This is a genomic window from Vibrio anguillarum, from assembly GCF_003390515.1.
In the GTDB taxonomy this organism is placed as follows: Bacteria; Pseudomonadota; Gammaproteobacteria; order Enterobacterales; family Vibrionaceae; genus Vibrio; species Vibrio anguillarum.
Genome location: NZ_CP031479.1, coordinates 1,342,302 through 1,368,567 on the forward strand (window position 1 = coordinate 1,342,302; position 26,266 = coordinate 1,368,567).

Below are 26,266 nucleotides of genomic sequence, written 5' to 3' on the forward strand. Positions count from 1 at the left end.
AAGGCTCTTATTCAGAGCCTTTTTATCGCAAGCAAATTGATTTGAAATTAACGTTATTCGAAAATAAAACTATTCAAAAACAAAGTTATTGCTCTAGTGCCAACTGAGCGCCGCGTTGCGTTAAGCCACACAACATCACCGGTATGGCCTGATAGATTTCTTCAAACTGGTCGAGTCCTTGCATACCTTGTTGGGAAAGTGTTGCCAAGGACGTCTCAGGATCATAAAGCATACTCAGCGAAAGGAGTACGCCCCCAAGTAGCGCATTATCTTGGCTATCTTCAGGCATTAACGTTTCCCAATCATCACGCGTAAGTTGCCAACCTTGAAGAAAACCTTCACAAAAATCACGGACATGTTCAGTCACTATTTCTTGTTCATCGAGTGAGCAACCTGCAGGCCAGCTCCATTGATTTTCGAGCAAAGCAGGGCGATAGTCATTCCACATTTCAACGATCAGTTGGAAATAGGTTTCTAGCTGTTTGCCTTCGCTAAATGGCGCGATCTCTTCTCCCCCCCATAGAAAAGGGAGCCATTCCTCTGGCGGGAGCAAGTTAGGCGCTGACGCCATGGATGCGACAAAACCTTGAGTTTTGGCCTCATTAAGCAATTTATCTTCTAGTTCGGGTTGGGTAAGGAGTTCTTGTAAATTCACAGCAGATCCCATCAGTTGCCGAGTGTATTTGCAGCCATTTTAACGTTAAAGCGATACAATGTGCGAATTTTGCTGATAATTTGTTGGCTTTAGTGAGGTTTTACAACAATCAACATATTGCTCGCTGAGATTGTTCACTATAATTTGCACAAAAGAAAAAATTGAAAGGATTTATGAGAGCACCTATTTCATTGAAGAAGAAGAGCATTATCGCCCTTTCTTTTTATCTCTGCTTTTTTATTGCGATCACAGGTACCGTTACTTATTGGGTTGTCGAAGCGCCACTACGAGCTGAATTAAAACAGAATTTAGATCTTCGTGCAGAAGTGTTATCAGCCCAAATTCGCGAACCTCTCAACCGTTCTATTGGTGTGCTCCAAAGCATTGTCAGCCTTGGGCAAGCTGCAACCAACCAAGCTGAGCAAGACAGAATGCTCTCTTCGCTGTTCACTATACTTGATGATGTTGTCGTCAGTGGTGGGCTATGGCCGAAACCCTACAGCATTAATGCATCGCAGCGATACAGTAGCCTATTTTATAATCGAGCCGCTGACGGTCAAGTCGACAAATTGCATTCTTGGAACAATCAAGAAGCGCATGGTTACGATAACGAAGTGTGGTACAACGCAGCAAAAGAGAAGCCTGTCGGTAGTGTGGTATGGTCAGAAGTCTATGTCGATGCCTATACGCACGTTCAGATGATCACGGCTTCATCGCCCTATTACGTTAACGGTGAATTTGCTGGAGTAGCAACAGTCGATCTGTCATTGGCGGGGTTAGCCACATTTATTGCCAGTCAAGCGGAGCTTTATAACCTTGGCGTATCCTTAAGTGATTCGGGGGGCTCCCTGATCACTGAACATAATTTTATAATACGTGAAGAAGCTAACGTAAGTCATTTCGGTTTTGGTGATTTTGAATGGCGAGTTGATGTTATTAATGCCCATCGGTTAGTGAATGACGAAGTGTTTGATCTGGTGATGAATGTCGAACGGAGTATCATTCCAATCCTTTTAGTTTGCGTTATGATCGGTTATTACTTGATCAATCAATATGTGATCAAACCGATTACCATCATCGCCAAAAAAGTGAGTGATTCTAAACAGGGCGGTATTATTGATATGCCGTATCGAAGCCAAGATGAGATCCGCCAGCTTATCGATTCATTTAACCAAAAAACCGTTTATCTTGAAGCGGAAAAAGTGAAAGCTCAAGCTTCCACTCAAGCCAAAAGTGCCTTCTTAGCAACCCTGTCACACGAAATCAGAACTCCAATGAATGGTGTTTTAGGAACCGCACAAATCTTATTGAAAACAGAGCTTTCCCCAGAACAGAGGCAACACCTTAATAGTCTGTATGAGTCTGGCGAGCACATGATGGTGCTGCTTAACGAAATTCTCGATTTCTCCAAGATTGAACAAGGGCGATTAGAACTTGATAACACCCGTTTCCCCTTGGATTCACTGATTGGTAGTATTAACAGTGTTTACCATACCTTATGCAATGAAAAAGGACTGCAGTTTAGGATTTACAGCGATATTGTTCACGATCGCTGGTATTACTCAGATAAAGCACGATTGAGACAGATTCTGTTTAATTTACTTAATAATGCGGTCAAGTTTACCTCTCACGGCTTTGTCGAAGTGACTCTAAAAGAGCAGCAGATGGAAGATAAACGGTATCTTTCTATTCGGATACGGGATTCGGGGATAGGTATAGCAAAAGAGGCTCAGGAAAAAATATTCCGCCCATTTGAACAAGCTGAATCATCGACGACAAGGCGTTTTGGTGGAACGGGGTTGGGCTTAGCGATTGTAAAACAAATTGTAGAGCTAATGGATGGGACAGTCACGGTAACCAGTGAGTTAGGAATTGGTACCAGTTTTCACGTTATGCTAGCGATAGAAATAACGACGCCCGGGACCATTGAAGTCAAGCCACGTCGCAAGCTTAATTACCAAGGACTGAAAGCTCTCATTGTGGAAGATAACCGGACCAACTCTATCATCATCGAAACCTTTATGAAGAATAAAGGGTTTACATGCGATTGTGTTGAGAATGGTGAATTGGCAATTCAAGCGGTTGTTGGCGGGAATTATGACCTGATATTGATGGATAACCATATGCCCGTAATGGATGGCGTAGAAGCGGTGTCTGCGATTCGGATCTTAGTTGGGGAGCAACGTAATGTGCTCATTTTTGGTTGTACTGCTGATGTTTTCAAAGAAACTCGTGAGCGAATGTTGTCGGCCGGCGCTGATTATATTGTCACCAAACCCATTGATGACAATGAATTAGATGATGCTCTTTTCCAATTTGTCGAAAAACTGTATCAATATCATCCAGAGTCCTCTATGCCGCTAAAGATAGGCTCAGCAGAGGAATCATTGGTGACGTTTTATATGGCAGTGGAAGATCAAAACATAGAACTTGCATTAGCCATGATTCAACGTTTGATACAGCAGTTGCCGGAGATTGAAAATACTCATATTCATCAAGTGTTAATCGATACCCAAACAAGCTTAGAAAAACACCAGTTACCTACACAACAGCAAGTCGATTTGCTAACGGTGTTGCTTTCCGATTTTTGTAATTAAATAACCATTTTGAGATTTAGTAAGAATGCGTTGTAACAGGAATTTAAAGAATAGCGTTAGATTCTAGTTTCCGATTCAAAATTGGTTATAAATTTACCTAAGTTAATTAAAATTGGTCACTAAATCTACAAAATATGTGTTCTAATTCCCTTATTATCTAGCTTGTTGTTATTTTCTAGGTATCTGTATTGCTGATTGGCATATTTAATAGTTATATCTATTGTGTAGAGGGAAGTAATGAAAGCTCGTGGCCCATTTTGTATTCGTCATGCTGCGGCGGACACATTTGCAATGGTTGTTTTTTGTTTTATATCAGGCATGATCATTGAAATTTTCATCTCTGGAATGACCTTCGAACAGTCGCTAGCATCACGTACACTGTCTATCCCAGTTAATATCGCAATAGCATGGCCTTATGGCGTATTTCGTGACTTTATTCTGCGCCAGGGACGTCAATGGTCTGAGACTGGCTTAATGAAGAATGTCTCGGATTTGGTTGCTTACGTTCTATTTCAATCTCCGGTCTATGCCGCCATTCTATGGGCTGTAGGCGCATCTACAGAGCAGATCATAACCGCAGTATCAAGCAATGCCATTGTGTCGTGTGGAATGGGCGTTCTCTATGGCTATTTTTTAGATATGTGCCGCCGTTGGTTCCGTGTCCCTGGCTATCATCGTAGTGCCTAACCGTGACACTCACTGAAGAAAGGCTTGTATTGAATTTCATCAAATAAGCCAATAAGTAGTCAAACGAACCAAAGTGGTGGGCTTTTTTATTATTTTGGCTTGACCTAATCCTATAGAATCATTAAATTAGCGCCTCGTTAGCCGAATGCGCTAACCACAATATAATTTGGTGAGTTGTCCGAGTGGCTTAAGGAGCACGCCTGGAAAGTGTGTATACGGCAACGTATCGAGAGTTCGAATCTCTTGCTCACCGCCATATTCTAAACCGTAGACGATCGTCTACGGTTTTTTTGTGCGTAAAATACCATGTTAACTCAAGCTTAACTCACTGTTTAATCTAAACAATCTCAATGCATCCCCTGCTAAAAGTTATTAAATAGCCATTCACTCAAAAATAATTCCAATTCAGAGCTAAACTGTCATATATAAAACTAATTTCACTTATTGGCTATGGTTACGAAAAAGCACAAAGCTCAGACCTTTCATAAAGTTGCAGTGGCTATTGTTGTATTGGTAGTCACTATTGCTATTTTTAATAGGCAACTTGGTCATTTTTATGATGCTAGCCGTGTTGAAGAGCGTAAAGCAGTAAGAATAGCGGTTTCGCAAACGCCACTCTCTTCCTCCTTTATTATTGCCGACAGTTTGGGGTTTTTTGAACAACAAGGGGTGAATGTCGAACTAGTGCCCTGTTCTGGAGGTGTGGCCTGTTCTCAAGCTTTGTTTAGTGGGAATGTAGACTATGCGACTGCCTCTGAGTCGGTGGTTATGTTTAAGCTTTTCCAGCGTAATGATTTTGCACTATTAACCAGTTTTGTTGAGTCAGATAACGATTTAAAGCTGCTCACGTTAGAGCGATTAGGCATTGTTAACCTGAGTGACTTGGAAGGTAAAAAAGTAGGCATCGTTAAGGCGAGTGCCAGTGAGTTTTACTTTGATTCATTGTTGATTGCCAGTGACCTGAAAGAGATGGCTGTTGAAAAAGTCTATTTACCACCAGAAGCGCTAAATGACTCATTATTCTCCTCACAAGTTGATGCTATTTCTGTTTGGGAACCTTACGGTTATAAAACTGAAACCTCTGCACCATCCGATGTATTGAACCTTGGGCTATCTGGTATTTATCATTTGTCGTTTAATTTACTTTCGATGAAAGCAACCGTCGAAGAGGCGCATGATGAGATAGTGGCAATATTACGTGCATTAAAAGAGGCTAATGAATGGATTAACCTCAATCCTGAACAATCGAGAGAGGTGATTGCACAGGCCTTAAATATTCCGTTACCCCAACTCGAGTGGTCTTGGAATGATTATGTATTTCGTTTGTCGTTAGGTAATGCACTTTTATCTAACTTACAGCTTCAAGCAAGATGGGCGATTGAGGCTGGTATGGTTACGGGCGACAAGCCGGATTTTCGGACAGTACTTGCTTCCAAGCCGATCGAGGAAGTGCTACGTACTAAGGTATCGATAAAATGATCAGTTCGATTGTGCGTAAATTGACATTATTGTTCGCATCCACGGCATTTCTAATCCTTTTGATCACTTTTTCTCTGTGGGGCTTACTTAAAGAACAAGAGCAAACAAAAAAAGATCTAGAAGATATTATGCAGATCCAATTGAGTGTGGATTTGTTGCGTAGCCAACTTTGGATTTTCCTGCAGTATTCTGATGTATCAAGTTTGGACCAGGTTGATATTGCTCAGCAAAGCCTCTCCAAGAGACTGCTTAATCATAAGATGATGGGCAAACATATCGAAAACTTACAACGCATGAATACTAGCCTTGCCGTCTTACTGCAACAAGAAAAAAAGCTTACTCATCAAGATGCTGAAGCAAAAAGCAACTCTCTAATCAGCGCAAAAGGGCTGCTACATTCACGTTACAATATGCTCGTGCAAAATATGACTGAAGAGTTGTTTTACTTACAAAAATCAGTCTTAGCAAAAAGCATTGAGAGTCAACAAATGACCTTGATGTTGAGTGCACTGAAAATATTATTTTTTTCAATCTTAGTGAGTGGCATTGCGTGGTTGATTTTGAAACGTTTCAAAAGGGGGTTTGCGTCAATTAAACAAGGTATCCTAGCTTTGACGTATGGTGACCTTGAAAGCAAGATTGAACCAGTCAATCTGGATATTGAATTTGTAGCTTTGGCTGACTTTTTTAACCATATGAAGGTCTCACTAAAAACGACAACCGTGACAAAAGATGAATTGCAATTAGAGGTTGAGCGACAAACCTCAGAGTTAAAAATCCAAAAAGATCAGCTTCAGTTTCTATCTGAACATGATTCGTTGACGGGGCTACTTAATCGGCGAGCGTTTGAAAAGTTGTTGGATAACGCCATTGTTAAAGCCAACAGGACCAAGGTGAAGTTAGCGCTGCTTTTCATTGATTTGGACAATTTCAAAACCATCAACGACACTCAAGGCCACTGCGCGGGAGATGAAATTTTAAAGCAAATCGCGATTCGCTTAGAGGCCAGTATCCGCCAATCTGATTTTGCGGCAAGGCTTGGCGGTGATGAATTTGTAGTGTGCCTCGATCTGATTGATGAGTACGACTTTGTCGCAGAGAAAGTCAAACAAATCATCAAATGCTTAGGGCTGCCCATTGAGTTTGAAGGGCAAAGCCTAACCGTTGGTGTTAGTGTCGGTATCAGCTACTTCCCCTTACAAACCAATAGTATGCACCATTTAATGGCCTTGGCTGATGAGGCGATGTATCAAGCGAAAGAGGTGGTTGGTAACACTTATTGTCAAAACATTGATCCCTTAAGGGGAGTTTTTACAGTGGAAGACGTGGTGAGTTAACGCCATTTTTCTGCATAGGAAGCGGTTGGGTCGAGGCTGATTCATGAGTAGATAGTCGCAATCCCTGAATAATACCGTTTATCAATTGAACCTGACTCAGTTTCCTTTTACCCTGTGCTTCTCCCCCCATATTATCGCTAGGAGCATCGTCATGCAGCTTCGTGATCCTCAACTTTTTAAACAACAATGTTATCTCAATGGTCAATGGGTTTGTGCATCCAACTCGCTCACCTCAACCGTTTACAACCCTTATGACGGCACTCTGATTGGAACGGTTCCGCAGCTAGATAGTGCGCAAGTCCAACAAGCGATTGAGGGTGCAGAGCTTGCGCAGAAACTGTGGAAAAAACAGCCAGCGGCGGACAAAGCGAGAGTGCTTAGAGCTTGGTATGAATTGATTGTTGAACACAGCGATGATCTGGCACTGATTTTAACCAACGAGCAAGGTAAACCTTTAGCGGAAGCGAAAGGCGAGATCAGCTATGCTGCCAGCTTTGTCGAATGGTATGCCGAAGAGGCAAAACGAGCTTATGGTGAGCTTGTCCCGAGTCATAAAGCGGATGCAAGAATACTGGTATCGAAAGAACCTATTGGTGTGGTTGCTGCGATCACGCCTTGGAATTTCCCTGCGGCTATGGTGACTCGTAAATGTGCTCCAGCGATTGCGGCTGGGTGCGCAGTGGTACTCAAACCAGCACCAGATACGCCTTTTACTGCTCTTGCTTTGGCAGAATTGGCGCATCGTGCTGGGCTTCCCGCTGGCTTATTGCAAGTGCTGACCGGAGAGGCAATCGCAATCGGGCAGCAATTAACCAGCAGCAAAGTGGTACGCAAACTCTCATTTACTGGCTCAACAGGAGTGGGGAAAATATTAATGGCACAGTGCGCGCACAACATCAAAAAGTTGTCGCTCGAGCTGGGTGGTAATGCCCCTTTTATTGTGTTTGATGATGCCGACATTAATGCCGCCGTAGAGGGTGTGATGGTGGCGAAATTTCGTAACGCTGGTCAAACTTGTGTCTGTGCCAATCGAATCTATGTGCAAGAGGGCGTGTACGATAAATTTGTTAAAAAATTGGTTGATAAAGTCAGCAAGCTGATTGTGGGAAATGGGTTGGAATCGGTCGTAACAATGGGGCCTTTAATCAATGATGCGGCGGTGGCTAAAGTCAAATTACATATTGCGGATGCCACCGCGCAAGGCGCTCTAGTGCAATATGGCACTCTGCCTCAAGCCGGTAGCCGCTTGTTTGAGCCTCACGTATTAACAGAGATGACAGAAGAGATGTTGGTGGCTCAAGAAGAAACCTTTGGCCCACTTGCACCTTTGTTTCGTTTCACTCACGAAGAGGAAGTGATTGAACGTGCAAACCACACGGATTCTGGATTAGCGGCATACTGCTATACGCAGTCATTGGCTCGGGCTTGGCGATTGAGTGAGGCACTGGAAGTCGGCATTGTTGGTATTAACGAAGGTTTGATATCAACTACAGTCGCACCGTTTGGCGGCATCAAAGAGTCAGGTCTTGGCCGCGAGGGAGCAAAGCAGGGGCTAGACGAATATTTGGAAGTGAAATACACCCTAATGGGAGGCTTAAACTAACCTTCCTCTCACTATTTTTGTTGAGTCAGTAACACCCATCTTAAGGGGCCATTGGTTTCAAAATCATTGGCCTCTTGGCAGATCATATACAGCTCACCGACTTGAATCACTGCACCGATAGAATAAGCTTGGTCCTTATAATAGCAAACACGTTGCAAAGTTTTACCTTCTGTAGCCACCACAACCGGTAGCGAAGCGGTATTGATTACTTTCGTGTAGCCAAAGCTAGGAGCAATCAATAATAACCAAACACAGTACTTCAGCATGGTGTATCTCCTATTTATAGTGAGGTAGTTAATCAAATTGCCGCTGATAGCGGGGCAGCATACTTTCATTGCCCAGTAACCCACCTTGATGAATATAAATCACCGTTTTTTCTGGATGGGCTTCCATCCAAGGTAACAAACATTGCCACATCATAGGGTCATACAACAGATCAAATTCCACATGAGTCTGCTCAAGTAGATTTTGCCACATCCGATAATCGGCTTCGTACAATCGTCCAAAGTGATGCTTTTTCTCTGTAGATATAATCGTAGGGTACTGGCGCTCTTCAAGCTCGTCAAATTGTTGGATGAGGTAGTCATTTCCCCCTACACAAGCACAGGTCAGAACCTCAATGCCGTGCGGTTTTAGATATTTTTGCAGGTAGATCGCAGTGGTTCCTGTCCCGGAGGGCAACGCAACGACGAATTGCGTTTTTGTCTCCATTCTCATCCAGTTGAGAATTTCTAGAGCCAACTGCTTAATGCCCGTTTCGGCCACCTTTGAGCGACCGCCTTCTGGTACGACTAAGCATGAAGCATCAGGCTGACGGATCGTATCAATATACTGCTCGGGGGGCATTATATTGATGGGGCTAACTTCGATGATGTGCGCTCCTAAATCCAGTGCGCCACGATAGTTGCCAATCGGCCTTTGTTGTAACCACGTTGGAATGTGGTCTACATAAAACTCAAATTTCCACCCTTTAATGCGCGCAAGAGCCGCCAGAGAATAGAGAGCATTCGACTGCGCCGAACCATAGCTGATTAAAGTGCTGATGCCGGGGAGATCGCTATCCAATAACGCCATAAACTTACGCGCTTTATTTCCTGAAAAATGGCTGTGAAGTTGATCATCACGTTTTAAATAGAAGCGGTTATTGGCAAAAGTATGTTGTGTTATGGGGGTGTCAGACAGTTTCATGATGATTTTCGAGCAGAAAAGGGCCGTAGTATATACTGACCTGAGTAAAAATTGCAGTGTTGGCCGATTTTATCGCTCGTCAGTTACTGCTTTGCCTCTCATGCGGCAAAAAAAAGCCCAGAGCAAAAGGCGCTGGGCGGATACAAATAAACATAGGAGTTAATAAGAAAAAGCAGCATATCGGTAGTTACAGTAAGAAGAAAAATTTGACGGCCTGTAAAATTCTTAATGCTCTGCTAACTACACTTATTGAGACTGAGCATTTCACAATCAGTTCCATCTTAAAGCCATTTTTTTCAATTTATTTTTAAAATATTTATCTTTCATTAGCTTACTTCTATTTTACTCTTCAGCTCCGATCATTTCGTAAAAATGTGATGTTAATTGCTTGTTAATCAATTGTGTCGATAGTATATTTCAAACACCTGTTTGATACGAGTGATTGAAATGGCACCAAGAAGTAGTACCAAAGAAAAAATCCTAGATGTTGCAGAGGGATTGTTTGCTGAACATGGCTTCAACGATACATCGTTACGAGCTATCACCAGCAAAGCTGGAGTAAATCTAGCCTCGGTTAACTACCATTTTGGTGATAAGAAAACGTTAGTGCGTGCAGTGTTGAATCGTTATTTAGAAGCATTTATGCCGGCCGTTCAACAAGCGCTGCAGGAGTTAAACTCCCAAGATGAATATCAAATGTCGGAAGTGTTTGAGTCATTGCGTACACCATTACGTGCGTTGAATGATGTTAGGCCCAACGGTACCAGCCGTTTTATGTTGTTGATTGGTCGCGGCTATACCGATGTGCAAGGTCATTTGCGTTGGTTTATCACCACACGCTACAGCGATGTATTGTCACTGTTTACTCAGTCAGTGATGAAGGCGAACCCAAAACTGACGCCTGAAACTCTATTCTGGCGTTTGCACTTCACGTTAGGCACGTGTGTTTTTACCATGGCGTCGAGCCAAGCATTGGCTGAGATTGCCGAAAGTGATTTTGGCAACCAAGTGGATGCCAAAGTAGTCGTCGACTTACTTATTCCTTATTTAGCCGCCGGCGTTGCGGCTGATTAACCCAATTAAATCTATTATAAGAAGTAACAATCCAAGCGAACAAAAGGATCTGATCATGAGCTCTCTACGAAGAAAATGGATAAGCGACCCCGCCTTTAAACTGTTTAAGCAAGTTTTGCCTCCGTTATCGGAGACAGAAAAAGAGGCGATGGAAGCGGGCAGCGTTTGGTGGGATGGTGAACTGTTTTCAGGTCGTCCAGACTTTACCAAACTGCATCATTACCCAAAACCAACCTTGTCAGATGAAGAGCAATCTTTCATTGATAATGAGTTGGAAACGCTGCTGTCCATGTTAGATGACCATAAAATCGTGAAAGAAGATCGTGACTTGCCAGCGGAAGTGTGGACGTTTCTGCGTAAAGAGCGTTTTTTCTCTTTGATTATTTCAAAGGCCTACGGTGGTCGTGAATTTTCAGCACTCGCCAACTCCACCATAGTGTCACGGATTGCGACGCGCAGTATCAGTACCGCTGTTACAGTGATGGTGCCAAACTCGCTTGGCCCCGGAGAGCTTCTCTCTCACTACGGTACACAACAACAGAAAGACTACTGGCTTCCTCGCTTAGCTGACGGTACGGATATCCCTTGTTTTGCGCTGACCGGGCCAGAAGCAGGCTCCGATGCTGGCGGCATTCCTGATCAAGGCGTGGTGTGTTACGGCAAGCACGAGGGCAAAGAAGTCCTTGGGATTAAACTCAGTTGGAATAAGCGTTATATCACGCTGGCTCCGGTTGCAACTGTGCTAGGCCTAGCTTTCAAACTCAGTGATCCTGAAAAACTTCTAGGCGATAAGCTCGATATCGGCATTACCTGCGCGCTGATCCCTGCTAATCACAAAGGCGTGGAAATTGGCGAGCGACACGATCCACTCGGCCTTGCGTTTATGAACGGCCCAACGCGTGGTCAAGATGTTTTCATCCCGATGGATTGGCTCATCGGTGGTGCTGACTATGCGGGTAAAGGCTGGCGCATGCTGGTGGAATGTTTGTCGGCAGGGCGTGGTATTTCATTACCCGCACTTGGTACGGCGATTGGTCACTTAACTTCGCGCACGACAGGTGCATACGCTTATGTGCGCAAGCAATTTGGCATGTCAATTGGTAAATTTGAAGGGGTAGCTGAAGCACTGGGCCGTATCGGTGGCTTAACTTATTTGCTTGAAGCGACACGAACCTTAACCACAACCTCGCTCGATTTGAAAGAAAAGCCGGGTATAGTGACCGCCATTGCCAAATACCATATGACAGAAATTGCGCGCACAATTTTAAATGATTCGATGGATATTCACTCTGGTCGAGCGATTCAAGATGGACCAATGAACTACCTCGGAACACATTATCTCGGTATCCCGGTCGCAATTACGGTTGAAGGGGCCAATATCCTAACTCGCAATTTGATGATCTTTGGCCAAGGTGCCACTCGTTGTCACCCTTATGTTTTGAAAGAGATGGAAGCGGCAGCTAATCCTGATACAGAGCAAGGTGCGAAAGATTTCGATAAGCTGTTGTTTAAGCACATTAGCCACGCGACCAAAAATACCTTTGGTGCACTCGGTGCTGCATTAACGGGTTCGCGCTTTGTCAAAGCGCAGATGAGCGGTCCAACAAAAGCGTATTACCAACAGTTGACGCGCATTAGCCGAGCACTTGCCGTGAGTGCCGATTTCGCTATGTTGACGTTAGGTGGCGATCTTAAACGTAAAGAGATGATTTCAGCGCGTTTAGGTGATGGTTTGAGTTATCTGTACATGGCTTCAGCGACCTTGAAAAAGTATGAAGATGAAGGCCGCCAACAAACCGATTTAGATTACGTGCACTACGCGGTGCAATATTGTTTGTACCACGCGGCTAAATCTTTGCAAGAGGCGTACAGCAACTTCCCCAACAAAGTGGTTGGGCGCTTACTTAAAGTGTTGGTCTTCCCTTTGGGCAACCATTATGACAAACCTAGCGATGAGCTGTCGGTCAAACTGGCGGAAAGCTTAATGACTCCTGGAGCACATCGAGATCGTCTCACTCATCTTTGCTACATTGGGCCAGAGGAAGACGATAGCGTTGGCTTGATGGAAAAAGCGTTTTTGGCGATGTATGGTATCAGTGCACTTGAGCGCAAGCTGTTCCGCGCAGCCAAAGAGGGTAAAATTGCGCGTAAAGGTGCCCTGACTGAGCGATTGGCTCAAGCCTTAAGCGAAAATGTGTTGACTCAAACTGAAGTAGACCAAATTTTGGCCGCAGACAAACTGCGTTATAAAGCGATTCAAGTTGATCACTTTAGCCATGACTTGAGCGAGGTGATGACCAATAAGCCGGGAAAGCCAAAGCTTAATCATGTCGCCTAGTCGCGAATATCGTCACTAAAAGTGTGACCGTATATCAGGGCATCCTAGTCGGGTGCCCTGATTTTTTGAGCCACGAGAGATCCAACCACTTGCAATTTCTGCCTGTTTTTAAAGAAATAGGGTGAGATCTTCGAGCGAAACTTTTATCCTAGCGGAGATTTTTGAAGGAAGTTGAATATGATCATCAAACCTAAAATTCGTGGATTTATCTGTACGACAACGCACCCTGTGGGTTGTGAAGCTAATGTAAAAGAACAAATTGCTTACACCAAAGCACAAGGCCCTATCAAAAATGCACCGAAACGTGTACTTGTTGTAGGCTCATCCAGTGGCTACGGCCTTTCGTCTCGTATTACCGCCGCTTTTGGTGGAGGTGCTGCGACCATCGGTGTTTTCTTTGAAAAACCGGGCACGGACAAAAAACCAGGCACCGCCGGTTTTTATAACGCAGCCGCGTTTGACAAGCTTGCTCACGAGGCGGGTTTGTATGCTAAAAGCCTAAATGGTGATGCATTTTCTCACCAAGCAAAACAGAAAGCGATCGAGCTAATCAAACAAGACTTAGGTCAAATTGATATGGTGGTTTACTCGCTTGCTTCACCAGTGCGTAAGTTACCTGAAACTGGCGAACTGATTCGCTCATCATTGAAACCGATTGGCCAAACATACACCGCGACAGCGGTTGATACCAATAAAGACATCATCATTGAAGCCAGTGTTGAACCTGCAACTGAGCAGGAAATTGCAGACACGGTAACGGTTATGGGCGGTCAAGATTGGGAGCTATGGATCCATGCACTTGCTGAAGCTGGCGTATTGGCTCAAGGGTGTAAAACCGTGGCTTATAGCTATATCGGTACTGAGCTAACTTGGCCAATCTATTGGGATGGTGCGCTAGGTAAAGCGAAGATGGATTTAGACCGCGCCGCATCGGCACTGAATGAACAGCTTTCTGTACTAGGTGGTACGGCTAATGTGGCCGTTCTTAAATCGGTTGTTACTCAAGCCAGTTCAGCTATTCCTGTTATGCCTCTTTACATCGCAATGGTGTTTAAGAAAATGCGTGAGCAAGGTGTACATGAAGGATGTATTGAACAGATCTATCGCATGTTTAGCCAACGTCTTTATAAAGAAGACGGTAGTGCGCCGGAAGTAGATGAGCAAAATCGTCTGCGTCTGGATGACTGGGAACTGCGTGAAGATATTCAAAAGCATTGCCGTGAGCTTTGGCCACAGATCACTACTGAAAACCTAAAAGAGCTGACGGATTACGTTGAATACAAAGAAGAATTCTTGAAGTTATTCGGTTTTGGTGTTGATGGCGTTGATTACGAAGCCGATGTCGATACTGAAGTGGCATTCGATGTAATTGATATCTAATCCATTGGTGTCACAGTGACACAATAAGATGTTCTAATCTCAAAGGTCTAGCCACAGTGCTAGGCCTTTGCTGTTATGGAGGGTAATACAACATTACTCACCCTCAACAGCATTTTCTCGATCAATGGAACGGTTGCTGTTTCCCTGCAACAAAAAACACATCACAGTGGTGCTCGGCCGCTAATTGCTTGAGTAGGTGTTGGTTGATAGGCTCAATAGTATTTGACGCGATTATCGCACTGGCATTTCCGGAGCGGATAGCTTTCATCACAATCTCTAATTCCGATAACGTTTGAGAGGGTTTCATGTGGATCACTCTGTCGCAATGTATATTGAAAGAAGCAAACTGTTCATACTGTGGTCGAGGACATTCAGAGGTGAATAAGATCCACTGCTGTTGGTGCTGGGATAGCTTAGCAAGCTTTGACATCATGGCTTGTTCAATCGTATTGACTGAGCGATGGGCATTAGCCAAAGGGTACTGAGCTGATAGTTGAGAAGCGAAATTTACTTGAAGCATAACACTGTCCTTTCATACATGCTGTATGTGCGTACAGTATTTGAGTTGTAGATACTGATCAAGTTTTTTTTGCTGAATTTATCAGCATAACCAAGCTTGAATTCGTTAGATTTTGTTTTAATTTATTGATTAATAACTATTTTTATCAAACAATCAAATTGTTCAAAGATAAAGCGCTGTTGTCTGTTTTGTGATCAAGGTAAGTATCCTAGTAACAGTGTCTCGCCACTAATTAGATAAGTTATCATAGTCGCTGAAATGGTTGTGCTTTAAAACAGGCAGTAAAAAAGCGCCGTGTTGGCGCTTTTTCATGTATAGCTATTGATGCCTAATGTGACAGTGACTGTCGATCTCGAAATGCTTGCTCTGCAATATTAAACTGCCTGACATCCATGCGCGCAAACTCATTGCAACTTTCACATGAGTGATGCGATTTCCCATCAATATATTCGTGTTTTATTAATAGCTTTGGTTGTTTACACCAATCGCAAATACCTTCAATCGTAAACATGTTTTCTCCCCACCTAGAAGATTTAGGTGCAATTTTCGCGGCGCATTATCCCATATAAAAGAGAATTAAGTTAACTATTTGTTACTTTAAGTGAGATGGAGATCGATTGCGTTGTCTATCTTTAGCGAGTGTTTTAATCGCGAGCGGTAATATTTCGCATTAAAAATAACATTTACTTAACGTGAGGCAGGATGATTTTTAACGCACCATTGAGTCGTTTCATTTCTTCTTGTGAGCCTTGAAGATCTGGGTGGTATATTTTGCACAGTTGCTTGTAGCGAAGCTTGATGCTTTTTTCATCGGGAAGTTCACTGAGTTTAAAGCCAAATAATGCACAGGCTAATAGTAATTTTTGATCCTGAGATTGAGCCACATGATTGTTTTGCAGTCTTTTGATCTCTTTGAATAAGCTTTCAAGCTGCCTTTTTTGCTGTTTGATCATAAAGGCTTGCGATTCGATTTCTTGCTGGTGTTGACTATTTTTATCGTGCTGTTGGGTCTTACGTTTTCGGCTCCAGAAGCGGAAAAGATAGATAAGCATCAAAAGGAGTAACATCAGCAACAATAGAGATAAGTAATCCGTCATGATAGAGCTTGTCGAGTTGCGATCAACGGGTGCAGTGCTGACCACCATGTCAGCTTCATCGCTGCTGTCAAAAGCGCTGTCTAATTGGCTGATGGAGGAGACTTGTTTTGCACGTTGTTGATTGAATTTTTCTTGCAATACACGGGCATAACCCTCTTCGGCTTGGCTACTCTTACTTGCCGCAATGCGATACCATATTTCTGACAATTCTAACGCTGAGGGTGGCGAAGGGAGTGTTTCGTACGTTCTAGCGAGTTGTAATTGAGCATTCACATCGCCGCTAGTGGCTAAGTCTGTCAGCCAAAATAGAGCTTGAGGGATGTCTTTTGGGGTTCCTTGTCCCTTTAAATAGAGATTGGCTAGCCTAGATTTGGCTAAGGGGTGTCCATTCTGCGCCGCTTGCTGAAACCAATAAAACGCATTGTTTAGGTTAACAGCAACTTTGTCCCCTTGCTGATAAGCCAGCGCCAATTGATATTGTGCATTTGAGTTTTGTTGCTGAGCTTGGGCAGTTAGCTCAGCAACAGGAGAAGCCAGTACTAATGAGGAGAAAAACAGGCACAAACTAAGGACAACTCTCAAATTTTCACCATATTTTGTGGGGCTAATTTCTGTCAAATAGTAGCGCATTTCTATCGAATGCACAGAGCAGAATAGCGCATTAATGGTTATCTAAGACGTTTTGGAGCAGGTGCGCCATCAATCGGTCGGTTTACAGATACTTTACGGCCTTTTTTTAACCCAGTTTCGTAATCCGCGGTAATATTTTTCATAGCATCACGCAGCTGCTGCTTGAAGGTCTCACGGTCAATATTTTGAAACTCTTTATCAATGTAATTATTGATTTTGTTATTGGATTCATCATCGGCGGTGATCACTGGAAGCTTTTCTAATGCCCCTTCAATCCAACCCGAAACGAATGAATTGACGCGCCGTGTGACTTCCATGCTGGAAGTGCCACTGCCCGCGAAACTATTTCGAAATTGGCCTGTGTGCTCGTTCATTTCTCGGTAAATGATATCAAAAGCGAATGCGGCAAAAATAGCGCGATCGGCCTCACCAATAAACTCAACACGTTTGAGTCCTTTATGATTGAGTAGCACCGCTTCTACACCAAACTTAGTATTGATACCGCGGATCACTCGCAGTAGTGATGAGGTGATGGATGCGGGTAGTAAATGGGTTGATTGGGTTTTGCCCATCTTGATAAATTCGATGTCATCTTTATCAAGCCCATACTTCAGCATCAGGCTATGCGCCATCTTGATGGCATTGGCCGCTTCATTCACATTCGCGGAATTACCAAGTTCAAGACATTTAGCGATCTTCTTTAGAGCTTTCTGTTTATCCATTAATTCGCAAATACAATTCTACAACTTCAGAAAAGTCCGACATTTTAGCGGTTTTATGCTGGAAGTGAAAGCGAAGTGGAGAATCGCTGCCCAAAATCAGGCAGCGAGTCGAGAGGAGGTTGATGGTTTAAATACCAAGTTCATCCAATAGGTCTGTAGTCAAATCATCATCACTGTTGTTTTGCTTGTCGTTTTTTGCTTTGGCAGACAGTTTTTGCTGAGTCGCTTCTAAAATTGAATCAGGGCTTTCATCTTCTTGAACTTCAAACTCTTCAAGTTGGATGAATTCGGTTTTATCCATTGCCAGTTCAAGATAGAAAATATTATTACTTTCTGTCGAGAAGGTAACTCGGCGTGCTTGTGGACGATCTAAATTAGTATCCACCGACAAAATTACCTGTTTGTTGAGTGACAGCATCTTCGGTTGGTTTTGGGTAATGTTGGTTTGCAGTTCTTTGCGGATTTTATTTGTGAAGTCGCCTACGAGTTGATTCATCAATTCGCCCAGTACATCGCCCACCTCGTCAGAAGTGTGCAGCACGGCCAGCTCTTCTTCTGGCATTCCCATGTTGCGCATATAACTGGTGTAAATTTCCAGCGCAGCCTTGGCCGTAAAGTTGATAACAACGAGCCCAGAGAAGCCACCATCAAACAAAACGAAACAGCCGAAATCTGGCTTTAGTGACGTTTTGTTGATTTTTTGTACCATCGCTGAGTAAGCAATGTTGGTCGCCGTTGCAGAACTGAGCACTCCTGACACTGATTGACAAAGCTTAAGCAAAATATCTTCAGTGGTAACAATCTTGTTTTTTTTCATTCTGATATCCGTAATGTGCATTGCAGTTTAAAAGCGGTATTTAACTCTCTATATCAATATATAAAGCATAAAGCGTTAATTAACTATGTATAGCTAAAATGTTGTGTACAGGAAAAATGTCGTACTGATGACTTTTTAGAGAGATTCATTCTTGCATTGAGATTCTGATTTGATCACCTTTTTAAATGTTGTAAAGTGACGAAATTCAAAGATTAATATCAAAATAACCATTAACCCACAGCTGATTGGATCAGCGCAGTAGGGGCAGGAAGCAAATGTTACCAAGACTTCATCACCAAACGGACGTCGATCCCGTCGTTTTGAGCTTTTTACAACAACTCGAAAACGAGGGGTTTAGCGGCGATATCGAATCACAATACTCTAGCCGACTTGCTGTTGCGACTGACAACAGTGTCTATCAGCAATTGCCTCAAGCCGTTGTGCATCCCAAATCAACTCATGACGTAGCACTTATTGGTAAGATTAGCTCAAAACCAGAGTTTGAGAGAGTCACTTTTTCACCGCGCGGTGGTGGCACTGGTACCAATGGCCAGTCGTTGACCAAAGGTATTGTGGTTGATTTATCTCGTTACATGAACCAAGTGCTTGAAATTAATGCTGATGAAGGTTGGGTAAGAGTACAAGCTGGCGTGGTGAAAGACCAATTAAATGATGCGGTCAGACCATTAGGTTATTTTTTCTCGCCGGATCTTTCGACCAGTAACCGAGCTACACTTGGTGGTATGATCAATACCGATGCATCAGGGCAGGGCTCTTTAAAATATGGCAAAACGTCGGATCATGTCTTGTCTCTGCAAGCCGTTTTTGCCGATGGCTCGGTACTTGAATCGGATCTCTCATTAGGCTTGCCTGAAAGTGGTACTTTTGCTGCAAACGCTTTGCAAGTGACCGAAGCGGTATGCCGTGGCAAGCGCGAACAAATTGTGGCGAAATTTCCACCTCTTAACCGCTTTCTGACGGGCTACGATCTTAAAAATGCGCTTGATGAAGAACGTGATCACTTTAATCTCACTCGGGTACTTTGTGGCGCAGAAGGCTCTTTGGTCTTCATCACAGAAGCAACCTTGAATCTGACGCCTATCCCCCAGGCTCGCACCTTAGTCAATGTGAAGTACAACAGCTTTGATTCGGCATTGCGTAATGCCCCTTTAATGGTAGCGGCCAATGCGTTATCGGTTGAAACCGTCGATTCAAAAGTATTAAATTTAGCTAAGCAAGATATTGTTTGGCATAGCGTCAGCGAGTTATTAGCGGATGTTCCGGGCAAAGAGATGCAAGGCATCAACATGGTCGAATACGCAGGCCAAAGCGAGCAAGAGGTCGCCGCGCAGGTCGCTTCATTGACGCAGCGTCTTGATCAGATGCTTGAGCAAGAACAAGCGGGCATCATTGGCTATCAAGTGTGCAGTGATTTGGCGAGCATTAACCTGATTTACAACATGCGCAAAAAAGCGGTGGGGTTATTAGGGGCGGCCAAAGGCAAGGCTAAACCCGTTGCTTTTGCTGAAGATACTTGTGTTCCTCCTCAACACTTGGCTGATTTTATTAGCGAATTCCGTACCTTGCTGGATAGTAAAAATCTCAGTTATGGCATGTTTGGCCACGTGGATGCCGGCGTGCTGCATGTGCGTCCTGCTTTGGATTTGTGTGACCCACAGCAAGAGCTTCTGATGCATGAGGTGTCTGATGAGGTGGTCAAACTGGTGGCAAAATATGGCGGTTTAATGTGGGGCGAACATGGCAAAGGTTATCGCTCCGAATATGGCCCCGCGTTTTTTGGTGAGGAGCTATTTACTGAATTACGACGCGTTAAAGCCGCCTTTGACCCGCACAATAAAATGAACCCCGGCAAAATATGTACGCCACTTGAGACCAATTTTGAATTGGTCAAAGTCACGGACACCAAACGCGGCTATTTTGATCGCCAAATCGATGTGAAGGTCCGTGACAGTTTCAAGCAGGCGATGGAGTGTAATGGTAACGGTTTATGCTTTAACTATGACACCAGTTCGCCGATGTGCCCGTCGATGAAAGTCACGGCGGATCGTCGTCACTCACCGAAAGGCCGTGCCGGTTTGGTGCGTGAATGGTTACGCCAACTTACCGAGCAGGGTGTGGATATTCTCGACCTAGAGAAGCAAGTGTTGGAGTCAAACCCAACCATCAAAACCATGATTGATCGCGTGCGTAACTCTTTCAATAAATCGCGTGAGTACGATTTTTCACATGAAGTGTATGAAGCGATGAACGGCTGCTTGGCGTGTAAAGCGTGTGCCAGCCAATGCCCAATCAAAGTCGATGTGCCGAGTTTTCGCTCTCGTTTTTTAAATATCTACTACTCACGTTATCAGCGTCCGGCTAAGGATTATCTCGTCGCGAATATTGAAACGCTTTTGCCGGTCATGGCAAAGGCTCCGCAAGTGGTGAACGGGGTGTTGGCTCAGAAATGGGTACAAAGCCTCACCGCTTCAACCGTTGGTTACGTTGATGCGCCCTTGCTTTCGGTACCGACGTTGGCAAAGCGTGTCGCAGGCCAAGTGGTGAAATTCGATATGCAGCGCCTCGCTGGGCTGTCACAGCAAGATCGCGCTGAACATGTGATTATCGTTCAAGACCCATTCACCAGTTATTACGATGCTGAGGTGGTTGAAGATTTCGTACAATTGCTGATCAAATTAGGCAAAAATCCGATACTGTTGCCATTCAAACCCAATGGTAAAGCGCAGCATATCAAAGGATTTTTAAAGCAATTCACAGCCACTGCGAAAAACACCGCTGCGTTTTTGTCACAAGTGGCTGATCTCAATATTCCAATGGTCGGTGTCGATCCAGCGTTAGTGCTTTGCTACCGTGATGAGTACAACGAAATTCTTGGTGATAAGCGCGGTGAGTTTGATGTGCTGACCGTTCATGAGTGGCTGTTGCCACGTTTGTCGGAGTTTAACCATCACCAAAACCACAGTGACGCGCCTTGGTATCTGTTTGCTCATTGCACGGAAAAGACCAAACTACCGAATGCAGAAAAAGAGTGGGGTGCGATATTTAGCCATTTTGGTTCTCAGTTAAAAACGGTGCCAGTTGGTTGTTGTGGTATGGCTGGAACCTTTGGCCACGAACAGGATAAGCTGGAGATGTCGAAAGATATTTATGGTTTAAGCTGGAAGCCAAGTTTAGAAAAACTGCCCAAAGAGCGTTGCTTGATCACAGGGTATTCCTGCCGTAGTCAAGTGAAACGATTTGAACAGGTAAAACCAAAGCATCCGTTACAAGCTTTACTGGCATTGTTGTAAACCCTAAGCCCAGACCTTACTGGGCTTTTTACTATACTGTCGATATTGGTTTGGAGCGAAGCATAGTCAGGTGGAGCAGCATGGAAAAATTTGAACTGAAAATACCCCCAGTGGCGATATTTATTGTGGCGCTACTGTTGATGCATCGTATCTCATACAGTTTTGAGTTTGCAAGCCTCGCTTTACCTCTGCCTCGAGTGGTCTTTGCGATTTGCTTTGTTTTATCTGGCATCGTTGGTTTACTGGGGATTTACGAATTTCGCCGCAAGAAAACCACGGTTAATCCAACCAAACCAGAAACGACATCGTGTATTGTGGATAGCGGTATCTACCGTTATTCGCGTAATCCGATGTATCTGGGGCTCTTTTTCCTGTTGTTTGGCGTGGCTTATTGGCAACACAATGGGTTGAGCCTCGTGGTCGCATTTTTATTTGTGTGGTTTATGAATCGTTTTCAGATTTATCCAGAAGAGCGAGTGCTGGAAGCGCGTTTTGGCGAAGAGTATGTCGATTACAAGCAGCGTGTCAGGCGCTGGATATAGTTGAATGTTGTAAGGCATCCGAAATCAAAAGCCCCGCAAGAATAGCGGGGCTGCAATCTATACAACGAACATGGTTCTATACAACAAATATGGTTCTAGATAATGGGCAAAAGAGCCCAAGCCATAGTAAAAAGAATACGGTTAGGCTGCTTTTGAAAATTGAGCTAAAAACATCTCTTTACGTTCATTGAAGCGATTAACTAAGTCATCGACTGCTTCTTGGTCATAAGGTTTCAGGCCACTGGCTACCATGCGCTTTACCCCTTTCCCTACGATTTGACCGTTTTCTTTAAAGGCAAAGTTAAGCGTGACAATGCCACGTTTACCGTCAACATCAAACGTCGCACCAGAAAACTCAACTTCAGGTGAAGTGAGGTCTAAACGTTCAAATTCCACTTCCATGCTTTCATAGATGACTAATGGGCGCTGGCAGTTAATCATCATCTGCGCTTCTTCCATCAATGGCACCATGATGTGCGGGAAGTTCATACCAGAAAACTGCACATAGTTCGTCACAACGTGTTCGATAAATGCGGTGTTGTGGCTTACTTGGCCTTCACGGCTCATGTGTAGATACTCTTTGCCGGCAGTATCGACAAGAGCGCTCTCTTTCATACACTTATTTTCAATGTGCAGTGCAATGCCATCGCTGACCATGCCTGAAAAATCAAAACGCATCTTTTGGCTAATGCCTTCTTTTTGCAGCAATACTGCAAAGAGCAAATCGCCCGGAACACAGAAACGCTTGCTGTCTTCGTCGTGGATTGGGTTGAAATCTCCCGCCACTTTTTTAGCAAAGTGACTCGCTTGTTGGCGAGTGAACTGGAATTTTTGATCTTGATGAGAGAAATAAGATGTAAGAGACATAATGTACGCTGTATAGCCAAAACTGACGCGATTATAAGTCAACTCCACTCGATGAATGGTCCAATCAGTAAAAAGAGCCTCACAGAGAGCGAGGCTCAATAGCGTAACATTATAAGCTAGGGAGAAGATTTTCCGGCATGAGCGAGTTATGTACCGCCAGCTCTAGCAAGGTATTAGCTTGTTCAATATCTGGCGAGAAGTAGCGATCCTTATCGTAAAACGAAACTTTTTTACGCAGGATTTGTTTTGCTTCTTCGACTAATGCGGAGGATTTATTGGGCGCTCTGAAATCGAGCCCCTGCGCGGCAGAAAGATACTCGACCGCTAAAATACCACGCGTGTTTTCGCTCATATCACGCAGACGACGACCAGCAAACGTTGCCATCGACACGTGATCTTCTTGGTTGGCCGAAGTAGGTAAGCTGTCAACCGAAGCCGGATGGGCGAGCGTTTTATTTTCACTGGCTAGCGCTGCCGCCGTCACTTGCGCAATCATAAAGCCAGAGTTAACGCCACCGTTGTCCACTAAAAATGGCGGAAGCTTGCTGAGCGCGCTGTCAATCAAGAGTGCCATGCGTCGTTCTGACAAACTGCCGATTTCGGCAATCGCTAGCGCCAAATTATCCGCTGCCATTGCGACGGGCTCTGCGTGGAAATTGCCGCCAGAGATGATGTCGCCATCGTCTGCAAACACCAGAGGGTTGTCGGAAACGGCATTGGCTTCCACTTCTAGCGTTTCAGCCGAATTGCGAATTTGCTGTAAGCACGCGCCCATCACTTGTGGTTGGCAACGCAGTGAATACGGATCTTGCACTTTTTCACATGCGGTGTGGGATTCACCAATCTCGCTGCGGCTGTCAAGTACGTGGCGATAAGCGCTGGCGGCGTCCATTTGCGCGCGATGACCGCGAACGCGATGAATGCGCGGATCAAACGGGCGGCGACTGCCCAGCGCTGCTTCGACCGACATCGAACCACACACAATGGCGGAGGCAAATAAGTCTTCTGCGGCAAATAACCCCTCTAGGGCAAATGCGGTAGAAGCTTGTGTGCCATTGAGCAGCGCAAGCCCCTCTTTTGGCGCTAAAGTAATAGGAGTTAGCCCTGCGATTTTCAACGCGTCCAGCCCAGAGATAATTTCGCCGTTATGGCGAGCTTGCCCTTCGCCGAGCAGTACCGTACTCATGTGTGCTAAAGGCGCTAAATCACCCGATGCGCCAACCGATCCCTTTTGTGGAACACAGGGGTAGACTTGGTGATTAACTAACGTCATCAAGGCGTTGATCACCTCAAGTCGAATACCAGAATACCCACGGGAAAGGCTATTGATTTTGAGTACCATCATCAAGCGAACGGTTTCATCCGCCATGAATTTACCAATGCCCGCAGCGTGTGAAAGCACGATGCTACGCTGCAAGGTTTCTAAATCTTCAGGGGCAATTTTAGTATTGGCAAGTAGGCCAAACCCCGTGTTGATACCATAAACAGTACGATTTTCGGCAATCACTTGTTCAACGACTTGTGTGCTTGCTTCAATACCCGCTATCGCGCTGGAGTCGAGTGATACGGTGACCAGCTTTCGGCTTACTTGACGCAGTGCTTTTAAGCTTAATTGGCCCGGTTTAATAACAAGATTTAACATGTGTTTTTGTCCTTACTTCAGTTGCGCGAGTTCATGGTTGAGCATTGGCAGGTCGAGCTTTTGTTCTTTAGCACAGCGTTTCGCAATGTCATAACCTGCATCAGCATGGCGCATGACGCCTGTGGCTGGGTCGTTATGTAAAACACGCGCAATGCGTTGTGCTGCGTCATCTGAACCATCGCAGCAGATCACCATGCCAGAGTGCTGAGAAAAGCCCATACCTACGCCACCGCCGTGATGAAGTGACACCCAAGTTGCGCCACCGGCTGTATTGAGCAGTGCGTTGAGCAGCGGCCAATCGGAAACAGCGTCTGAGCCATCTAGCATACCTTCAGTTTCACGGTTTGGGCTTGCTACCGAGCCGGAATCTAAATGGTCGCGACCAATCACGACTGGCGCTTTTAACTCGCCACTTTTCACCATCGCGTTAAAGGCTTGGCCTAAACGTTCGCGATCTTTCAAACCCACCCAACAGATGCGAGCTGGTAGGCCTTGGAATTGAATGCGTTCGCGCGCCATGTCTAGCCAGTTATGTAGATGGGGGTTATCAGGGATTAACTCTTTCACTTTTTGGTCGGTTTTATAAATGTCTTCGGGATCGCCAGACAGGGCGACCCAGCGAAAAGGTCCAATCCCCTCACAAAATAGTGGGCGAATGTAGGCTGGCACGAATCCCGGGAAGTCAAAAGCGTTCGCTACTCCTTCTTCGAGAGCCATTTGGCGGATGTTGTTGCCGTAGTCGAGTGTGGCAGCGCCGCGTTTTTGCAGCGTTAACATCGCTTGAACTTGGACAGCCATCGATGCTTTGGCCGCCTTGACCACTTGGCTTTCATCTTGAGTGCGCATTTGAGCGGCGTGTTCCATGCTCCAATTTAAGGGTAAATAACCATTGAGTGGGTCATGGGCCGAGGTTTGGTCTGTCACCACATCGGGGGTGATATTACGCTCAACTAGCTGTGGAAAAATGTCGGCGGCATTACCTAGCAAACCGACAGAAATCGGTGTCTCCGAGCTATCGATCATCGCCAAGGCTTCATCTAAGCTGGTGGCTTTTTTATCGACATAACCAGTGCGTAAGCGGTAGTCGATGCGCGATTCATCACACTCGACCGCAATCATGGAAAACCCAGCCATGGTTGCCGCTAATGGCTGAGCGCCGCCCATGCCACCTAAGCCGCCAGTCAACACCCAGCGGCCTTTTGCGCTACCAGCAAAATGCTGTTTAGCGATGGCGACGAAGGTCTCGTAAGTACCTTGTACAATGCCTTGTGAGCCGATGTAGATCCATGAGCCAGCCGTCATTTGACCGTACATCATCAAGCCTTGCTTATCGAGCTCATTAAAGTGCTCCCAGTTGGCCCAATGTGGCACAAGGTTTGAGTTGGCAATCAGCACGCGTGGTGCATTTTTGTGCGTCGGGAAAACACCGACAGGTTTGCCTGATTGAACCAAGAGCGTTTGATCCTCTTCAAGGCGTTCAAGCACTTCAACAATTTTATCAAAGCACGGCCAATTTCGGGCCGCGCGGCCAATGCCACCATACACCACAAGTGCATGTGGGTGCTCTGCAACGTCTGGGTCAAGATTGTTCATGAGCATGCGCAGTGGCGCTTCGGTTAACCACGATTTGGCTCGAAGTGTTGTACCGTGAGGGGCGCGAATGGTGCGCGTAGTATCAAGACGTTGCTCTTGAGTATGGGGTTGCGTCATGTTGAGACTCCTTGTGTTTCACAATGTGGCGCTATTGTTGTTATGGTGCCAGTATCGGGTTTAGTGAGGT

General features: G+C 44.8%; 21 protein-coding genes and 1 tRNA gene. 11 read left to right on the forward strand and 11 right to left on the reverse strand.

Going from position 1 to position 26,266, the window contains the following annotated elements:
- Positions 1-85: 85 nt before the first annotated feature.
- The gene (locus DD616_RS10295; RefSeq protein ID WP_013856580.1) at positions 86-667 is read right to left on the reverse strand and encodes a UPF0149 family protein; all 582 of its coding nucleotides are present in this window, start codon (positions 665-667) and stop codon (positions 86-88) included.
- A gap of 161 nt (positions 668-828) precedes the next feature.
- On the opposite strand from DD616_RS10295, the gene DD616_RS10300 reads away from it, so the two are divergent.
- The 6 genes from DD616_RS10300 (at position 829) to DD616_RS10325 (ending at position 8,358) form a co-directional block, all read left to right on the forward strand.
- On the forward strand, positions 829-3,252 hold the full coding sequence (locus tag DD616_RS10300) for a hybrid sensor histidine kinase/response regulator (protein WP_208872253.1): 2,424 nt from the start codon (positions 829-831) through the stop codon (positions 3,250-3,252).
- A gap of 237 nt (positions 3,253-3,489) precedes the next feature.
- A complete protein-coding gene (locus DD616_RS10305) occupies positions 3,490-3,939 on the forward strand; it encodes an L-alanine exporter AlaE (protein WP_017042265.1) in 450 nt (149 codons plus the stop codon).
- Positions 3,940-4,107: 168 nt separating this feature from the next.
- Positions 4,108-4,195 (forward strand) — tRNA-Ser (locus tag DD616_RS10310).
- A gap of 188 nt (positions 4,196-4,383) precedes the next feature.
- Positions 4,384-5,418 (forward strand): ABC transporter substrate-binding protein, encoded by a 1,035-nt coding sequence (locus tag DD616_RS10315; protein WP_019280927.1) that lies wholly within the window; start codon positions 4,384-4,386, stop codon positions 5,416-5,418.
- Positions 5,415-6,755, forward strand: coding sequence for a GGDEF domain-containing protein (locus DD616_RS10320; RefSeq protein WP_013856589.1), 1,341 nt, complete (start codon positions 5,415-5,417; stop codon positions 6,753-6,755). Before DD616_RS10315 ends, DD616_RS10320 begins: the two co-directional genes overlap by 4 nt.
- Positions 6,756-6,906: 151 nt before the next feature.
- Positions 6,907-8,358, forward strand: a complete 1,452-nt coding sequence (locus DD616_RS10325) for an NAD-dependent succinate-semialdehyde dehydrogenase (RefSeq protein ID WP_370685856.1) — start codon at positions 6,907-6,909, stop codon at positions 8,356-8,358.
- An 11-nt stretch (positions 8,359-8,369) separates the two neighbouring features.
- Here the strand turns inward: DD616_RS10325 and DD616_RS10330 are convergent, their stop codons facing one another.
- Both DD616_RS10330 and DD616_RS10335 read right to left on the reverse strand, forming a co-directional pair.
- Positions 8,370-8,624 (reverse strand): DUF1496 domain-containing protein, encoded by a 255-nt coding sequence (locus DD616_RS10330; RefSeq protein WP_105977014.1) that lies wholly within the window; start codon positions 8,622-8,624, stop codon positions 8,370-8,372.
- 28 nt (positions 8,625-8,652) lie between these two features.
- The gene (locus tag DD616_RS10335) at positions 8,653-9,546 is read right to left on the reverse strand and encodes a pyridoxal-phosphate dependent enzyme (protein ID WP_094127174.1); all 894 of its coding nucleotides are present in this window, start codon (positions 9,544-9,546) and stop codon (positions 8,653-8,655) included.
- Positions 9,547-9,993: 447 nt separating this feature from the next.
- Between DD616_RS10335 and psrA the strand changes: the two genes are divergently transcribed.
- From psrA to fabV, 3 genes are all read left to right on the forward strand, one after another.
- On the forward strand, positions 9,994-10,620 hold the full coding sequence (gene psrA / locus DD616_RS10340) for a TetR family transcriptional repressor PsrA (RefSeq protein ID WP_208872255.1): 627 nt from the start codon (positions 9,994-9,996) through the stop codon (positions 10,618-10,620).
- Between the two features lie 55 nt (positions 10,621-10,675).
- On the forward strand, positions 10,676-12,958 hold the full coding sequence (locus DD616_RS10345; protein ID WP_026028135.1) for an acyl-CoA dehydrogenase: 2,283 nt from the start codon (positions 10,676-10,678) through the stop codon (positions 12,956-12,958).
- A gap of 177 nt (positions 12,959-13,135) precedes the next feature.
- A complete protein-coding gene (gene fabV, locus DD616_RS10350; RefSeq protein WP_026028134.1) occupies positions 13,136-14,338 on the forward strand; it encodes an enoyl-ACP reductase FabV in 1,203 nt (400 codons plus the stop codon).
- A 121-nt stretch (positions 14,339-14,459) separates the two neighbouring features.
- Here fabV and DD616_RS10355 read toward each other — a convergent pair whose 3' ends face one another.
- The 5 genes from DD616_RS10355 to DD616_RS10375 form a co-directional block, all read right to left on the reverse strand.
- Positions 14,460-14,858, reverse strand: a complete 399-nt coding sequence (locus DD616_RS10355; RefSeq protein ID WP_064625499.1) for a hypothetical protein — start codon at positions 14,856-14,858, stop codon at positions 14,460-14,462.
- Positions 14,859-15,186: 328 nt separating this feature from the next.
- Positions 15,187-15,369: a hypothetical protein gene (locus tag DD616_RS10360; RefSeq protein ID WP_010319035.1), complete on the reverse strand. Its 183-nt coding sequence runs from the start codon at positions 15,367-15,369 to the stop codon at positions 15,187-15,189.
- A gap of 172 nt (positions 15,370-15,541) precedes the next feature.
- Positions 15,542-16,519: a tetratricopeptide repeat protein gene (locus DD616_RS10365; RefSeq protein ID WP_208872321.1), complete on the reverse strand. Its 978-nt coding sequence runs from the start codon at positions 16,517-16,519 to the stop codon at positions 15,542-15,544.
- A gap of 104 nt (positions 16,520-16,623) precedes the next feature.
- A complete protein-coding gene (locus DD616_RS10370; protein ID WP_017042255.1) occupies positions 16,624-17,307 on the reverse strand; it encodes a DUF2786 domain-containing protein in 684 nt (227 codons plus the stop codon).
- Positions 17,308-17,434: 127 nt separating this feature from the next.
- Positions 17,435-18,124: a DUF3334 family protein gene (locus DD616_RS10375; protein ID WP_026028133.1), complete on the reverse strand. Its 690-nt coding sequence runs from the start codon at positions 18,122-18,124 to the stop codon at positions 17,435-17,437.
- Between the two features lie 275 nt (positions 18,125-18,399).
- On the opposite strand from DD616_RS10375, the gene ydiJ reads away from it, so the two are divergent.
- The gene (gene ydiJ / locus DD616_RS10380; protein WP_208872256.1) at positions 18,400-21,435 is read left to right on the forward strand and encodes a D-2-hydroxyglutarate dehydrogenase YdiJ; all 3,036 of its coding nucleotides are present in this window, start codon (positions 18,400-18,402) and stop codon (positions 21,433-21,435) included.
- 50 nt (positions 21,436-21,485) lie between these two features.
- On the forward strand, positions 21,486-21,977 hold the full coding sequence (locus DD616_RS10385; RefSeq protein ID WP_017045223.1) for a methyltransferase family protein: 492 nt from the start codon (positions 21,486-21,488) through the stop codon (positions 21,975-21,977).
- A gap of 141 nt (positions 21,978-22,118) precedes the next feature.
- Here DD616_RS10385 and DD616_RS10390 read toward each other — a convergent pair whose 3' ends face one another.
- The 3 genes from DD616_RS10390 to hutU form a co-directional block, all read right to left on the reverse strand.
- Entirely contained in the window at positions 22,119-22,844 is a 726-nt protein-coding gene (locus tag DD616_RS10390) for a DUF3581 domain-containing protein (protein WP_026027168.1), read from the reverse strand.
- A gap of 109 nt (positions 22,845-22,953) precedes the next feature.
- Positions 22,954-24,486: a histidine ammonia-lyase gene (gene hutH, locus DD616_RS10395; protein WP_208872257.1), complete on the reverse strand. Its 1,533-nt coding sequence runs from the start codon at positions 24,484-24,486 to the stop codon at positions 22,954-22,956.
- A 12-nt stretch (positions 24,487-24,498) separates the two neighbouring features.
- On the reverse strand, positions 24,499-26,196 hold the full coding sequence (gene hutU / locus DD616_RS10400; RefSeq protein WP_013856604.1) for a urocanate hydratase: 1,698 nt from the start codon (positions 26,194-26,196) through the stop codon (positions 24,499-24,501).
- Positions 26,197-26,266: the final 70 nt, after the last annotated feature.

What these genes read in the sequence shown, in the direction of transcription:
- DD616_RS10325 (WP_370685856.1), top strand. Translation starts at nt 6,907, where the DNA reads ATGCAGCTTCGTGATCCTCAACTTTTTAAACAACAATGTTATCTCAAT.
- DD616_RS10305 (WP_017042265.1), top strand. Translation starts at nt 3,490, where the DNA reads ATGAAAGCTCGTGGCCCATTTTGTATTCGTCATGCTGCGGCGGACACA.
- DD616_RS10360 (WP_010319035.1), bottom strand. Translation starts at nt 15,369, where the DNA reads ATGTTTACGATTGAAGGTATTTGCGATTGGTGTAAACAACCAAAGCTA.
- DD616_RS10330 (WP_105977014.1), bottom strand. Translation starts at nt 8,624, where the DNA reads ATGCTGAAGTACTGTGTTTGGTTATTATTGATTGCTCCTAGCTTTGGC.
- DD616_RS10295 (WP_013856580.1), bottom strand. Translation starts at nt 667, where the DNA reads ATGGGATCTGCTGTGAATTTACAAGAACTCCTTACCCAACCCGAACTA.
- DD616_RS10375 (WP_026028133.1), bottom strand. Translation starts at nt 18,124, where the DNA reads ATGAAAAAAAACAAGATTGTTACCACTGAAGATATTTTGCTTAAGCTT.
- DD616_RS10345 (WP_026028135.1), top strand. Translation starts at nt 10,676, where the DNA reads ATGAGCTCTCTACGAAGAAAATGGATAAGCGACCCCGCCTTTAAACTG.
- DD616_RS10355 (WP_064625499.1), bottom strand. Translation starts at nt 14,858, where the DNA reads ATGCTTCAAGTAAATTTCGCTTCTCAACTATCAGCTCAGTACCCTTTG.
- ydiJ (WP_208872256.1), top strand. Translation starts at nt 18,400, where the DNA reads ATGTTACCAAGACTTCATCACCAAACGGACGTCGATCCCGTCGTTTTG.
- fabV (WP_026028134.1), top strand. Translation starts at nt 13,136, where the DNA reads ATGATCATCAAACCTAAAATTCGTGGATTTATCTGTACGACAACGCAC.
- DD616_RS10300 (WP_208872253.1), top strand. Translation starts at nt 829, where the DNA reads ATGAGAGCACCTATTTCATTGAAGAAGAAGAGCATTATCGCCCTTTCT.
- DD616_RS10320 (WP_013856589.1), top strand. Translation starts at nt 5,415, where the DNA reads ATGATCAGTTCGATTGTGCGTAAATTGACATTATTGTTCGCATCCACG.
- DD616_RS10390 (WP_026027168.1), bottom strand. Translation starts at nt 22,844, where the DNA reads ATGTCTCTTACATCTTATTTCTCTCATCAAGATCAAAAATTCCAGTTC.
- hutU (WP_013856604.1), bottom strand. Translation starts at nt 26,196, where the DNA reads ATGACGCAACCCCATACTCAAGAGCAACGTCTTGATACTACGCGCACC.
- hutH (WP_208872257.1), bottom strand. Translation starts at nt 24,486, where the DNA reads ATGTTAAATCTTGTTATTAAACCGGGCCAATTAAGCTTAAAAGCACTG.
- psrA (WP_208872255.1), top strand. Translation starts at nt 9,994, where the DNA reads ATGGCACCAAGAAGTAGTACCAAAGAAAAAATCCTAGATGTTGCAGAG.
- DD616_RS10335 (WP_094127174.1), bottom strand. Translation starts at nt 9,546, where the DNA reads ATGAAACTGTCTGACACCCCCATAACACAACATACTTTTGCCAATAAC.
- DD616_RS10370 (WP_017042255.1), bottom strand. Translation starts at nt 17,307, where the DNA reads ATGGATAAACAGAAAGCTCTAAAGAAGATCGCTAAATGTCTTGAACTT.